Consider the following 14,601-nt stretch of genomic DNA (forward strand, 5'->3'; position numbering starts at 1 on the left):
GAATGGCTAAATTAACTAAGCGTATGCGTACTATCCGCGAGAAAGTGGATGCGACTAAAGAGTACGAAATCAACGAAGCTGTTGCTCTTCTAAAAGAACTTGCTACTGCTAAGTTCGTTGAAAGTGTTGACGTTGCTGTAAACCTAGGTATCGATGCTCGTAAATCTGACCAAAACGTACGTGGTGCAACTGTACTACCTCACGGTACTGGTCGTGATGTACGCGTAGCGGTATTCACTCAAGGTGCAAATGCTGAAGCTGCTAAAGAAGCAGGTGCTGATTTAGTAGGTATGGAAGACCTTGCAGAGCAAGTTAAGAAAGGCGAAATGAACTTTGACGTTGTTGTTGCTTCTCCAGATGCAATGCGCGTTGTTGGTCAACTAGGTCAAATCCTAGGTCCACGTGGTCTTATGCCTAACCCTAAGACAGGTACTGTAACGCCTAACGTTGCAGAAGCTGTTAAGAACGCTAAAGCTGGTCAGGTTCGTTACCGTAACGATAAGAACGGTATCATCCACACTACTATCGGTAAAGTAGACTTTGACGCTAACCAACTTCAAGAAAACCTTGAAGCGCTAATCATCGCGCTTAAGAAGGCTAAGCCTTCTACTGCAAAAGGTACTTTCGTGAAGAAAGTTAGCATCTCTACTACGATGGGTGCTGGTGTTGCTTTAGACCAAGCTACTCTAAATACTCAAGTAGTATAATTTAGAGTTTAGCGTTTACATGGCGTAAAAATTAGACTATAATTTTGCGCCATTTTGTAGAGAAGTGTACTTCTTTACAAAGCAAAGAATTCGGGTTGAAGCGCATAATTTCGAAAATTGTTTCCATCATGGTCTACAATGAATCGATAAATTGCGCTTCCGTCCAAGACCGTAGGTGGCCTCGGCCTTAATCGTCCTACGTAGACGGTGTGAATCCCAGCTAGATTTTCCTAATCTTCTGGCTCTCGCCGTAAAAAGCATCTCTGCTAAAGTTTTTAGCAGGGTAGAGTAGAACTGAAAAACATGTTTGTTTTTCTATAAACCAGGAGTAACACCCATGGCTTTAAATCTTCAAGACAAAAAAGCAATTGTTGCTGAAGTCAACGAAGCTGCCAAAGGTGCTCTTTCAGCAGTTGTTGCTGATTCTCGTGGTGTAACAGTAGGTGCAATCACTGCTCTTCGTAAAGAAGCTCGTGAAGCTGGTGTATGGATGAAAGTTGTTCGTAACACCCTAGCTAGACGTGCGGTTGAAGGCACTGATTACGAATGCCTTAATGAATCACTAGTTGGTCCAAGCCTAATCGCTTTCTCTTCAGAGCACCCTGGTGCTGCTGCGCGTATCTTTGCAGATTTCGCGAAAAAGAACGAAGCATTTGAGCTTAAAACTGCTGCATTCGAAGGCAAAATCGTTGACGTAGATATGCTTGCTAAGCTACCTACTTACGACGAAGCTGTTGCACGCTTAATGAGCGCTATGAAAGAAGCGTCTGCTGGCAAATTGTGTAAAACAATTGAAGCGGTACGTGTACAGAAAGCTGAGCAAGCTGCTTAATTTAAGCAACGCTCCTTTCTTTAATAAATTTTTTGAACCGCATGGGTTCGTAAATAATTAGGAAATTTGAAATGTCTGTAACTAAAGACCAAATCCTTGACGCTATTGCTGAAATGTCAGTAATGGAAGTTGTTGAACTAGTTGAAGCTATGGAAGAGAAGTTCGGTGTAACTGCTGCTGCTGCTGTTGTTGCTGCTGGTCCTGCTGAAGCTGCTGAAGAAAAGACTGAGTTCGACGTAATCCTAGCTGCTGCTGGCGGTAACAAAGTTGCTGCAATCAAAGCGGTACGTGGCGCAACAGGTCTAGGCCTTAAAGAAGCTAAAGCGCTAGTTGAGTCTGCTCCTGCACCTATCAAAGAAGGTGTATCTAAGGAAGAAGCTGAAGCGCTTAAGAAAGATCTTGAAGAAGCTGGTGCTGAAGTTGAGATCAAGTAATCTAGCTCCCGCTAGGTTCGCTGCCTGAGAAATCAGGCAAGGGCTGGTGATTATTTAATCACCGGCCCTTTTGCGCTATAGAGATATACATTTCTATCGTGCATAAATCTTCGAATTTCACTGTAATTTTCAATAACTTAGAAGTTTTTGTTGAAAATCGCAATGGCATTTGAAGTAACACTAATTTGGTAACATTAACGATTTGAATATAGCCTGAATTGTGCTCATTTAAGCCGTTAGTTAAGCAAGTTAGTGTGACAATTTAGATGTTGTTATCATGGCTTAGATGCCAGTGAAGTCTGTTCAATTTTGGACAGGTTGGGTCAAAGATCAGCAAGCTGAGGAACCCCATGGCTTACTCTTATTCTGAAAAGAAACGTATCCGTAAGGATTTTGGTAAACGTCCACAGGTTTTGGACATACCTTTCCTACTGCAAATGCAGTTGGAATCGTTCGATAAGTTCATTGCGCCTGATGCCGATGGCGATACTGGATTGGAAGCTGCTTTCCGTTCTGTATTCCCTATCAAGAGCTACTCGGGCAACTCTGAACTTCAATACGTCAGTTATCGTATTGGCGAGCCAGTATTTGACGTTAAAGAATGTCAAATTCGCGGTGTGACATATTCTGCTCCACTTCGCGTTAAACTACGTCTTGTGCTAATGGACAAAGATGCACCTGGCACAGTCAAAGACATAAAAGAGCAAGAAGTTTACATGGGCGAAATCCCGCTCATGACAGACACCGGTACTTTTGTAATCAATGGTACTGAGCGTGTTATCGTTTCTCAGCTACACCGTTCACCTGGTGTATTCTTTGATAACGACCGTGGTAAATCACACTCATCTGGTAAAGTGTTATATAACGCACGTGTGATCCCTTACCGTGGTTCATGGCTTGACTTTGAATTCGACGTTAAAGATAACCTTTACGTTCGTATTGACCGTCGCCGTAAACTACCAGCATCTATCATCTTACGTGCGCTAGAGTTCACTTCAGAAGAAATCTTGGCACTATTCTTTGAAACGACAAGTTTCGAAGTAAAAGATGGCAAAGTGTTGATGGAACTTGTGCCTTCACGCCTACGTGGTGAAACCGCTGCATTTGATATTAAAGATGCAAACGGTGACGTATTGGTTGAAAAAGGCCGTCGTATTACTGCACGCCACATTAAGAGCATCGAAAAGCAAGGCATCGACACTCTTGAAGTACCGCATGAGTACATCATCGGTCGTGTTGTTGCTAAAAACTATATCGACGAATCAACAGGCGAAGTGATTGCAGAAGCGAACACTGAACTATCACTAGAGCTTATGGCTGAATTGGTGAAAGCGGGTCACTCAAAGATCGATACGCTTTACATCAACGAAGTAGACAGCGGTGCGTACATGTCAGAGACATTACGTGTTGATTCTACTAATAATCGCCTAGAAGCATTGGTAGAAATCTATCGCATGATGCGCCCTGGTGAGCCACCAACAAAAGAAGCTGCAGAAGCGTTATTTGATAACCTATTCTTCTCTGAAGAGCGCTACGACCTTTCAACGGTTGGTCGTATGAAGTTCAATAGCCGTGTTGGTTATGATTCAGACGAAGGTGACGGTACGTTATCTAAAGAAGATATCGTGAGCGTGATGAAGGTATTGATCGACATCCGTAACGGTAAAGGCGATGTTGATGACATCGACCACTTAGGTAACCGTCGTATCCGTTCTGTAGGTGAAATGGCTGAAAACCAATTCCGTGTAGGCCTTGTACGTGTTGAGCGTGCAGTACGTGAGCGTCTAAGTCTTGGTGACCTAGATAACGTTATGCCACAGGATTTGATCAACGCTAAGCCAATCTCTGCAGCAGTAAAAGAATTCTTTGGTTCTTCACAGCTTTCACAGTTTATGGACCAGAACAACCCGCTTTCAGAAGTAACGCACAAGCGTCGTATTTCTGCATTAGGTCCGGGTGGTCTAACTCGTGAGCGTGCTGGCTTCGAAGTACGTGACGTACACGTAACGCACTACGGTCGTGTTTGTCCTATCGAAACGCCTGAAGGTCCAAACATCGGTCTAATCAACTCGCTATCTACTTACGCGCGTACAAACGACTATGGTTTCTTAGAGACTCCATACCGCAAAGTAGTAGACGGTATCGTTACTGACGATGTTGATTACCTATCAGCAATTGAAGAAGGTCAGTTCGTTATCGCACAGGCGAATACAACGCTAACTGATGATAACCAATTTGCTGAAGAATTGATTCCATGTCGTTTTAAAGGTGAATCAACCTTTATGCCAAGCGACAGCATCCAGTATATGGACGTATCTCCACAGCAGGTAATCTCTGTGGCGGCAGCGCTTATCCCATTCCTAGAACACGATGACGCGAACCGCGCATTGATGGGATCGAACATGCAACGTCAAGCTGTACCTACACTACGTGCTGATAAGCCGTTAGTTGGTACTGGTATTGAGCGTACACTAGCGAAAGACTCTGGTGTAACAATCGTTGCTAAGCGTGGCGGTATCGTTAAGTATGCTGATGCAAGCCGTATCGTTGTTAACGTTAATGAAGATGAGCGCATCCAAGGTGAAGCGGGCATCGACATCTATAACTTAACTAAGTACACACGTTCAAACCAAAACACTTGTATCAACCAGAAACCAACTTGTATGGTTGGTGAGCCGGTGGTACGTGGTGACGTGCTTGCTGATGGTCCTTCAACAGACCTAGGTGACTTAGCACTTGGTCAGAACCTACGCGTAGCGTTCATGCCTTGGAATGGTTACAACTTCGAGGATTCAATCCTACTTTCAGAGAATGTTGTAAAAGAAGATCGTCTAACGACTATCCACATTCAAGAGCTTCAGTGTATTGCTCGTGATACTAAGCTTGGTCCAGAAGAAATCACTGCGGATATTCCAAACGTAGGTGAGTCTGCACTAGGTAAGCTTGACGAATCAGGCGTTGTATATATCGGTGCTGAAGTGAAAGGCGGCGACATCCTTGTAGGTAAAGTAACGCCTAAAGGTGAAACGCAGCTAACACCTGAAGAAAAGCTACTACGCGCTATCTTCGGTGAAAAAGCGTCTGACGTTAAAGACAGCTCACTACGTGTACCTAACTCTGTATCTGGTACGGTTATCGACGTACAAGTGTTTACGCGTGACGGTGTTGAAAAAGACAAACGTGCACTTGAAGTTGAAGATATGCAGCTTCGCGAAGCGAAGAAAGACTTCAACGAAGAGTTCAGAATCCTTGAAGGCGGTATCCTGACTCACGCTCGTAACCTACTGATTAAATCAGGTATGAGCGAAGAGCAGCTTGCTGGCTTTAACACTGAGAAGCTACTAACACAAAGCCTTGCTGATGAAGAGCATCAAGCTGAGCTTGAGCAACTAGCTGCACAGTATGACGAGCTTAAAGCTGACTACGATAAGCGTTTCGAAAACAAGCGTCGTAAGATCACTCAAGGTGATGACCTAGCACCTGGCGTACTTAAGATTGTTAAAGTATACCTAGCTGTTAAACGTCGTATCCAACCTGGTGATAAGATGGCGGGTCGTCACGGTAACAAGGGTGTAATCTCAACTATCGTTCCTGTTGAAGACATGCCTTACGATGATAAAGGTCGTACTGTAGATATCGTACTTAACCCGCTGGGTGTACCATCTCGTATGAACATCGGTCAGATCCTAGAAACTCACATGGGTCTAGCTGCTCGTGGTATCGGTGAACGTCTTGAAGAAATGATGAAAGAGCAACGTGAAATTCACGAGCTACGCGAATTCATCAAGAAAGCTTACGAAATCGGTGACTGCCGTCAGAAAGTAGATATTGCTAACTTCTCTGATGATGAAATCCGTCGCTTGGCAGATAACCTTAAAGGTGGTCTTCCAATCGCAACACCAGCATTTGATGGTGCACGTGAAGCTGAAATCAAAGACATGCTAGAGCTTGGTGGTTATCCAAGAAGTGGTCAGGTAACGTTATATGATGGTCGTACTGGTGATGCATTTGAGCGTCAAGTAACAGTAGGCTACATGTACATGCTGAAACTGAACCACCTTGTTGATGACAAGATGCACGCGCGTTCAACAGGTTCTTACAGCCTAGTTACTCAGCAGCCGCTGGGTGGTAAGGCACAGTTCGGTGGTCAGCGTTTCGGTGAGATGGAGGTATGGGCACTAGAAGCATACGGTGCTGCCTACACGCTACAAGAAATGTTGACAGTGAAGTCGGATGACGTTAACGGTCGTACTAAGATGTATAAGAACATCGTAGACGGTAACCACAAGATGGAACCGGGTATGCCTGAGTCGTTCAACGTACTGTTGAAAGAAATCCGCTCGCTAGGTATCAACATCGAGTTGGAAGAAATTTAATCCGACCGCCGCAGTGCGCTGCGGCGTTGCATAACTGCAACCGGACTGAAAAGAATGTAGGGGCAAGCATGGCTTGCCCTCAAGATTAACCTCCGACAGGAGAGCTAAGGTGAAAGACTTACTTAAGTTTCTGAAGCAACAAAATAAGACCGAAGAATTCGATGCAATTCGCATTGGTCTTGCTTCGCCAGACATGGTGCGTTCATGGTCTTACGGTGAAGTAAAGAAACCTGAGACAATCAACTACCGTACTTTCAAGCCTGAGCGTGATGGCTTATTCTGTGCCCGTATCTTCGGCCCAGTAAAAGATTACGAGTGTTTGTGTGGTAAATACAAGCGCTTGAAGCACCGTGGTGTTATCTGTGAAAAGTGTGGCGTTGAAGTAACGCTAACAAAAGTACGTCGTGACCGTATGGGTCACATCGAGCTGGCTAGCCCAGTTGCGCATATTTGGTTCTTGAAATCACTTCCGTCACGTATCGGCCTAATGCTAGATATGACGCTTCGTGATATCGAGCGCGTACTTTATTTCGAATCATTCGTGGTAACTGAGCCAGGTATGACTACGCTTGAGCGCGGTCAACTACTAGGTGAAGAAGAATACCTAGATGCACTTGAAGAGCACGGTGATGAGTTTGAAGCGAAGATGGGTGCAGAAGCTGTACTTGATCTACTTCGTGACCTAGACCTTGGTCAGTTAATCGCTGAAATGCGTGAAGAGTTGCCAACAATCAACTCTGAAACTAAGCGTAAGAAAATCACTAAGCGTCTTAAACTAATGGAAGCGTTCCACCAATCAGGTAACAACCCTGAGTGGATGGTTATGAGTGTGCTACCGGTTCTTCCACCAGATCTACGTCCTCTAGTACCACTAGACGGCGGTCGTTTTGCGACTTCAGATCTGAACGACCTTTATCGTCGTGTGATCAACCGTAACAACCGTTTGAAGCGTCTTCTAGACCTAGCTGCACCAGACATCATCGTACGTAACGAAAAGCGTATGCTTCAAGAAGCGGTTGATGCGCTACTTGATAATGGTCGTCGTGGCCGTGCAATTACAGGTTCTAACAAGCGTCCACTGAAGTCGCTTGCTGACATGATCAAAGGTAAGCAAGGTCGTTTCCGTCAAAACCTTCTAGGTAAGCGTGTTGACTACTCAGGCCGTTCTGTTATCACCGTTGGTCCTACACTGAAACTACATCAGTGTGGTCTACCTAAGAAGATGGCACTTGAGCTATTCAAGCCATTTATCTACGGTAAACTAGAGCGCCGTGGTATGGCGACAACCATCAAAGCTGCGAAGAAGATGGTTGAGCGTGAAGTACCAGAGGTTTGGGACGTACTAGACGAAGTTATCCGTGAGCACCCGGTTTTACTTAACCGTGCGCCAACACTTCACCGTCTAGGTATCCAAGCATTCGAACCTGTACTTATCGAAGGTAAAGCGATCCACCTGCACCCGCTAGTGTGTGCGGCGTATAACGCTGACTTCGATGGTGACCAAATGGCTGTTCACGTACCACTGACGCTTGAAGCGCAGTTGGAAGCGCGTGCATTGATGATGTCTACCAACAACATCCTAGCACCAGCTAACGGTGAGCCAATCATCGTTCCTTCACAGGACGTTGTACTAGGTCTTTACTACATGACTCGCGATCGCATCAACGGTAAAGGTGAAGGCACTGTATTTAAAGATGCTAAAGAAGCTGAAAAAGCATACCGTGTAGGTGCTGCTGAGCTTCACGCTCGTGTTAAAGTGCGTATCACAGAAGTGACTATCGACGAAGAAACACGTGAGCGCGGCACTTTAACTCACCTAGTAGATACGACAGTAGGTCGTGCAATCCTTTCATTGAATATCCCTGAAGGCTTGCCGTTTGAACTGATCAACAAACCACTAGGTAAGAAACAAATTTCTGGTCTTCTTAACGAGTGTTACCGTCGTCTAGGTCTTAAAGATACTGTTATCTTTGCTGACCAAGTGATGTATACCGGTTTCCACTACGCGATGAAGTCAGGTGTTTCTATCGGTATCAATGACATGGTAATCCCACCAACTAAAGGTGAGATCATCGATCGTGCGGAAGCTGAAGTTGCAGAAATCAACCAACAGTTCCAATCAGGTCTTGTAACTGCCGGTGAGAAATACAACAAAGTTATCGATATCTGGTCACGTGTAAACGAAAACCTTTCTCGCGAGATGATGGCTAACCTTTCAAAAGAAACGGTTATCAACGCTGAAGGTAACGAAGAAGAGCAACCGTCATTTAACTCAGTGTTTATGATGGCAGACTCAGGCGCTCGTGGTAGTGCAGCTCAGATCCGTCAGCTAGCGGGTATGCGTGGTCTAATGGCACGTCCAGATGGTTCAATCATCGAAACGCCGATTACAGCGAACTTCCGTGAAGGTCTAAACGTACTACAGTACTTTATCTCGACGCACGGTGCGCGTAAGGGTCTAGCGGATACGGCACTTAAGACAGCGAACTCGGGTTACCTAACTCGTCGTCTAGTAGACGTAGCACAAGATTTGGTTATCAATGAATCAGACTGTGGTACCGAAGAAGGTCTAGTAATGAAGCCGCTAATTGAAGGTGGTGACGTTGTAGAGCCGCTTCGTGAGCGTGTACTAGGTCGTGTTGTTGCTGAAGACGTGGTTAAGCCTGGTACAACAGAAGTACTGGTTGAACGTAACGTAATGATTGACGAAAAACTGTGTGACCTTCTAGAAGAGCACTCAGTAGACGAAGTTAAAGTACGTTCTGTAATCACCTGTCAAAACGACTTTGGTGTGTGTGCACACTGTTATGGTCGTGACTTGGCACGTGGCCACATCATCAACCCTGGTGAAGCAGTTGGTGTAATCGCGGCACAGTCAATCGGTGAGCCGGGTACACAGCTTACGATGCGTACATTCCACATCGGTGGTGCGGCATCACGAGCTTCTGCAGAGAACAGTGTTCAAGTTAAGAACAATGGTAATCTGAAACTTCACAATGCGAAGTTTGTAATCAATGCTGATGGCAAAATCGTTATCACGTCTCGTTCAACTGAGATCACGATAATCGATGAACACGGTCGTGAGAAAGAGCGTTATAAAGTTCCTTACGGTGCAGTATTAACTGTACAAGATGGTGCTGACGTTAAAGGTAACGATATCGTTGCTACTTGGGACCCGCATAGCCACCCAATTATCATTGAACATGAGTCAAAAGTATCGTTCAGCGATATCGATGATTCAAACACTGAAGCACAGACTGATGAATTAACTGGTCTAACACGAGTGGTTGTTAAGGATCTTGCGAAAGTAAACGCGAAAGAGCCTAAACTAATCATTGAGAACGAAGAACGTGGTCTTCAAGAGATCCGTCTGCCTTCATTCACAACGATTGAAATCACAGATGGTGCAACAGTACTACCTGGTTCGGTACTGGCTCGTATTCCACAAGAAGGTTCGAAGACTCGTGACATCACGGGTGGTCTACCTCGAGTTGCTGACCTATTCGAAGCGCGTAAGCCAAAAGATCCTGCAATCCTTGCAGAAATCACAGGTACCGTTAGCTTCGGTAAAGAGACTAAAGGTAAGAAACGTCTTGTGATCACACCGGAAGAGGGTGATGCATACGAAGAGATGATCCCGAAATGGCGTCAGCTTAACGTGTTCGAAGGTGAGCAAGTGGCTAAAGGTGAAGTAATCGCCGATGGTCCAGAGTCTCCGCACGACATCCTACGTCTACGTGGTGTTACTGATGTATCTAACTACATCACTAACGAAGTACAAGAAGTATACCGTCTACAGGGCGTAAAGATTAACGATAAGCACATTGAGACTATCGTTCGTCAGATGCTTCGTAAGTGTATCATCCTTGATGGTGGTGACAGTGAATTCCTAGTAGGCGAGCAAGCTGAAGTTGCACGTGTAAACATCGCTAACCGTGAACTAGAAATGCAAGGTAAGATCCCAGCTAAGTTTGAAATCCAACTAATGGGTATTACTAAAGCGTCACTTGCGACTGAATCGTTTATTTCTGCGGCATCGTTCCAGGAAACAACACGTGTTCTAACCGAAGCTGCGGTTAACGGTAAGAGCGATGAGCTACGTGGTCTGAAAGAAAACGTAATCGTGGGTCGTTTGATCCCAGCGGGTACAGGTTTCGCATACCATGAAGAGCGCATCAACCGTCGTAAGCAAGGTGAAGCAGCTGTTGAAGAGCAAACAGTAAGTGCTGAAGAGGCAACTCAAGCGCTAACAGACGCACTAAACGCTGATTTACTAGGTGGCAACGAGTAATCCTCGCCATTTAGCGAATTAATTGAAAAACCGCTGTGTGAATACAGCGGTTTTTTTATGCCTTTGCAACTCGCTGGTCGAATTGCCATCAAAGCGTCACATCAATATGTATACTGCAACAAAGGTTTTTCAATGCAATCGCTAACTTTTGTTAACTTTCAATAGCTTCTCAGACAAAACCATTCGAATTGCATGCATTTACTTAGCGCTGATGACGACTTTTGGTTGACAGGTTAAACTTTGGTCATTAAAATTCGGCCACCCATTTTAGTCGTTCAAGAAAATTGGATTTGACCTAAATGGTAAGATTTTATTTTTCAGTAGTAATTTATTAATTCAGGAGCTATTTAATGGCAACTATTAACCAGCTAGTGCGTAAGCCACGTCGTAGCAAGGTTACAAAGAGCAACTCTGCTGCTCTTAAAGCTTGTCCACAAAAGCGTGGTGTATGTACTCGTGTATATACAACAACACCTAAGAAACCAAACTCTGCATTACGTAAAGTAGCGCGTGTACGTTTAACTAACGGTTTCGAAGTAACTTCATACATTGGTGGTGAAGGTCACAACCTACAAGAGCACAGTGTAATCCTAATCCGTGGTGGTCGTGTTAAAGACTTACCAGGTGTGCGTTTCCACACTGTTCGTGGTGCACTTGACTGTGCAGGCGTAAACGACCGTAGACAGGCTCGTTCTAAGTACGGTGCAAAACGTCCTAAGGGCTAATGGTTCTCCGTTAGTAAGGCCAAGCACTTAAGTTTTAAATTTTTATATATTGTTTTGGGAATCCGTGTTTAGCACGGACCTGAAGATACCGGAGAAAGAAAATGCCTAGAAGACGCGTAATAGGTCAACGTAAAATTCTTCCAGATCCGAAGTTCGGATCAGAGCTTCTTGCTAAATTCGTTAACGTAGTAATGCTTGACGGCAAGAAATCTACTGCTGAAAAAATCGTATATGGTGCGCTAGACGTGGCTGCTGAAAAATCAGGCAAGTCGCACCTAGAAATCTTTGAATCTGCACTTGATAACGTTCGCCCACAGGTAGAGGTTAAATCTCGCCGTGTTGGTGGTTCAACGTACCAAGTACCAGTTGAAGTACGTCCAGTGCGTCGTAACGCACTAGGTATGCGTTGGTTGGTTGAAGCTGCACGTAAGCGTGGCGAAAAATCAATGGGTCTTCGTCTTGCTCAAGAGATGATCGACGCTGCTGAAAACAAAGGCACTGCGGTTAAGAAACGTGAAGACGTTCACCGTATGGCTGAAGCGAACAAAGCATTCGCTCACTACCGTTGGTAATCTGCTAACACCCTTTAAGAGGATATTATGGCACGGACAACTCCGATTGAGCGCTACCGTAACATTGGTATATGTGCTCACGTAGATGCGGGTAAAACAACTACGACCGAGCGCGTACTTTTCTATACTGGTCTTTCTCATAAGATTGGTGAGGTACACGACGGCGCCGCAACTATGGACTGGATGGAGCAGGAGCAAGAGCGTGGTATCACGATCACTTCTGCTGCAACGACGTGTTTCTGGAAAGGGATGGATGCTCAGTTTGATGAGCATCGTGTAAACATCATCGATACTCCAGGACACGTAGATTTTACTATCGAAGTAGAGCGTTCATTGCGCGTACTTGATGGTGCTGTTGTTGTGTTATGTGCTTCATCAGGTGTGCAACCGCAAACTGAGACCGTTTGGCGTCAGGCAAACAAATACGAAGTACCACGTATGATTTTCGTCAATAAGATGGATCGTACGGGAGCAAACTTCTTGTCTGTTGTTGAACAAGTTAAAAAACGTCTCGGTGCTACACCTGTGCCTATTCAGCTACCAATTGGTGCTGAAGATGAATTTAAAGGTGTTATTGACCTTATCAAGATGAAAGCAATTAACTGGAATGAAGAAGACCAGGGGATGACTTTCAACTATGAAGAGGTCCCTGCAGATCTTCTTGAGCTTGCTGAAGAATGGCGTTCTCATCTAATTGAGAGCGCTGCAGAAGCTTCTGAAGAGCTAATGGAAAAATATCTTGAAGATGGTGAGTTGAGCGAAGAAGAGATTAAATCAGCCCTTCGCCAACGCACATTGGCCAATGAAATTGTGCCAATGACGACAGGTAGTGCATTCAAGAACAAAGGTGTTCAGGCTGTGCTTGACGCTGTGATTGAATTCATGCCTTCGCCTACTGAAGTAAAAGCTATCCAAGGTGTCTTAGATGACGAAACCGAAGATACGCGTGAAGCTGACGATAATGCACCGTTTGCGGCGCTTGCATTTAAGATCGCAACCGATCCATTCGTTGGCACACTTACTTTCTTCCGAGTTTACTCTGGTAAAGTTAGCCAAGGTGATTCGGTACTAAATCCTGTTAAAGGTAAAAAAGAGCGTTTTGGACGTATTGTTCAAATGCACTCAAACTCGCGTGAAGAGATTAAAGAAGTTCATGCGGGTGACATCGCGGCTGCTATCGGTCTGAAAGATGTAACTACTGGTGATACACTTTGTGCTCAAGATGCCCCAATCACGTTAGAACGTATGGAGTTCCCTGAGCCTGTAATCTCGGTCGCAGTAGAACCTAAAACAGTAGCTGACCAAGAAAAAATGGGCGTTGCGCTTGGTAAACTTGCAGCAGAAGATCCTTCATTCCGTGTAGAAACGGACGAAGAATCAGGTCAGACGATTATCTCTGGTATGGGTGAACTTCACTTAGATATCATTGTCGATCGGATGAAGCGTGAGTTTAACGTTGTGTGTAACGTTGGTAAGCCTCAGGTTGCATATCGCGAAACTATCCGAGCTTCTGTTGAAGCTGAAGGTAAGTTTGTGCGTCAATCTGGTGGTCGTGGTCAATATGGTCACGTTTGGTTGAAGCTAGAACCAATGGATGTCTCTGATGATGATGCGCCAATATACGAATTCGTTAACGAAATCGTAGGTGGTACAGTACCAAAAGAGTATATCCCAGCGGTTGATAAAGGTATTCAAGAGCAGATGAAGCAAGGTGTTCTTGCCGGTTATCCGCTATTGGGTGTTAAAGCTACTCTGTTTGATGGCTCGTTCCACGATGTTGACTCAAACGAGATGGCGTTTAAGATCGCAGGTTCGATGGGCTTTAGAAAGGGCGCGCTAGAAGCAAGCCCAGTTCTACTTGAGCCTGTCATGAAAGTAGAAGTAATCACCCCTGAAGAAAACATGGGTGATGTAGTAGGCGACTTAAACCGTCGTCGTGGCATAATTGAAGGCATGGAAGAAGCATTTGGTGGCTCGAAGCAAATTAATGCTCAGGTACCGCTTTCTGAAATGTTTGGTTATGCAACAGACTTACGCTCCGCTACACAAGGGCGCGCATCATACTCTATGGAATTCCTAAAGTATGCTGAAGCGGCCAAAAACGTAGCTGATGCAATAATTGCAGCTCGCGCTGTTAAGTAATTTTAGTTCGGTCCGGTCTTAGGGCTGGACTTTAATTTCTTTATAGGAAATTTGAAAATGGCAAAAGAAAAGTTTGAACGCGTAAAACCGCACGTAAACGTTGGTACTATCGGCCACGTTGACCACGGTAAAACTACACTAACTGCAGCAATCACTAACGTACTTGCAAAAGTATACGGTGGTGAAGCAAAAGACTTCGCATCAATCGATAACGCTCCAGAAGAGCGTGAGCGTGGTATCACAATCTCAACTTCACACGTTGAGTATGACACACCAACTCGTCACTATGCACACGTAGACTGTCCAGGACACGCTGACTATGTTAAAAACATGATCACAGGTGCTGCACAGATGGACGGCGCGATCCTAGTAGTTGCTGCTACTGACGGTCCTATGCCTCAAACACGTGAGCACATCCTACTTTCTCGTCAGGTTGGTGTACCTTACATCATCGTATTCATGAACAAATGTGACATGGTTGACGACGAAGAGCTACTAGAGCTAGTAGAGATGGAAGTTCGT

General features: G+C 45.0%; 9 protein-coding genes (1 of these 9 only partly in view). All 9 read left to right on the top strand.

All coding sequences use genetic code 11. From position 1 onward, the window contains the following. Positions 1-2: 2 nt before the first annotated feature. Positions 3-707: a 50S ribosomal protein L1 gene (rplA, locus tag CTT31_RS01615; protein WP_010376228.1), complete on the top strand. Its 705-nt coding sequence runs from the start codon at positions 3-5 to the stop codon at positions 705-707. A gap of 337 nt (positions 708-1,044) precedes the next feature. Then, complete coding sequence (rplJ, locus tag CTT31_RS01620) at positions 1,045-1,539, top strand: 50S ribosomal protein L10 (RefSeq protein WP_010376227.1); 495 nt, start codon at positions 1,045-1,047, stop codon at positions 1,537-1,539. Between the two features lie 71 nt (positions 1,540-1,610). Then, complete coding sequence (gene rplL, locus CTT31_RS01625) at positions 1,611-1,973, top strand: 50S ribosomal protein L7/L12 (RefSeq protein WP_070982798.1); 363 nt, start codon at positions 1,611-1,613, stop codon at positions 1,971-1,973. 350 nt (positions 1,974-2,323) lie between these two features. Beyond that, entirely contained in the window at positions 2,324-6,349 is a 4,026-nt protein-coding gene (gene rpoB / locus CTT31_RS01630; RefSeq protein ID WP_010607819.1) for a DNA-directed RNA polymerase subunit beta, read from the top strand. Positions 6,350-6,458: 109 nt separating this feature from the next. Then, positions 6,459-10,640, top strand: a complete 4,182-nt coding sequence (rpoC, locus tag CTT31_RS01635) for a DNA-directed RNA polymerase subunit beta' (RefSeq protein ID WP_039494556.1) — start codon at positions 6,459-6,461, stop codon at positions 10,638-10,640. 350 nt (positions 10,641-10,990) lie between these two features. After that, the gene (gene rpsL / locus CTT31_RS01640) at positions 10,991-11,365 is read left to right on the top strand and encodes a 30S ribosomal protein S12 (RefSeq protein WP_010367657.1); all 375 of its coding nucleotides are present in this window, start codon (positions 10,991-10,993) and stop codon (positions 11,363-11,365) included. Between the two features lie 101 nt (positions 11,366-11,466). Then, positions 11,467-11,937 (top strand): 30S ribosomal protein S7, encoded by a 471-nt coding sequence (rpsG, locus tag CTT31_RS01645; RefSeq protein ID WP_010376219.1) that lies wholly within the window; start codon positions 11,467-11,469, stop codon positions 11,935-11,937. A 27-nt stretch (positions 11,938-11,964) separates the two neighbouring features. After that, the gene (gene fusA, locus CTT31_RS01650) at positions 11,965-14,079 is read left to right on the top strand and encodes an elongation factor G (protein WP_211859099.1); all 2,115 of its coding nucleotides are present in this window, start codon (positions 11,965-11,967) and stop codon (positions 14,077-14,079) included. A 57-nt stretch (positions 14,080-14,136) separates the two neighbouring features. Further along, on the top strand, positions 14,137-14,601 hold the 5' portion of the coding sequence (gene tuf, locus CTT31_RS01655; protein WP_119230648.1) for an elongation factor Tu. The gene runs 720 nt beyond the window's last position; 465 of the gene's 1,185 nt are visible here — the first part of the coding sequence; the start codon lies at positions 14,137-14,139; its stop codon lies beyond the right edge, outside the window.

The organism is Pseudoalteromonas maricaloris (genome assembly GCF_024746855.1).
GTDB lineage: Bacteria > Pseudomonadota > Gammaproteobacteria > Enterobacterales > Alteromonadaceae > Pseudoalteromonas > Pseudoalteromonas maricaloris.

What these genes read in the sequence shown, in the direction of transcription:
- rplJ (WP_010376227.1), top strand. Translation starts at nt 1,045, where the DNA reads ATGGCTTTAAATCTTCAAGACAAAAAAGCAATTGTTGCTGAAGTCAAC.
- rpoB (WP_010607819.1), top strand. Translation starts at nt 2,324, where the DNA reads ATGGCTTACTCTTATTCTGAAAAGAAACGTATCCGTAAGGATTTTGGT.
- rpsG (WP_010376219.1), top strand. Translation starts at nt 11,467, where the DNA reads ATGCCTAGAAGACGCGTAATAGGTCAACGTAAAATTCTTCCAGATCCG.
- rplA (WP_010376228.1), top strand. Translation starts at nt 3, where the DNA reads ATGGCTAAATTAACTAAGCGTATGCGTACTATCCGCGAGAAAGTGGAT.
- fusA (WP_211859099.1), top strand. Translation starts at nt 11,965, where the DNA reads ATGGCACGGACAACTCCGATTGAGCGCTACCGTAACATTGGTATATGT.
- rplL (WP_070982798.1), top strand. Translation starts at nt 1,611, where the DNA reads ATGTCTGTAACTAAAGACCAAATCCTTGACGCTATTGCTGAAATGTCA.
- rpsL (WP_010367657.1), top strand. Translation starts at nt 10,991, where the DNA reads ATGGCAACTATTAACCAGCTAGTGCGTAAGCCACGTCGTAGCAAGGTT.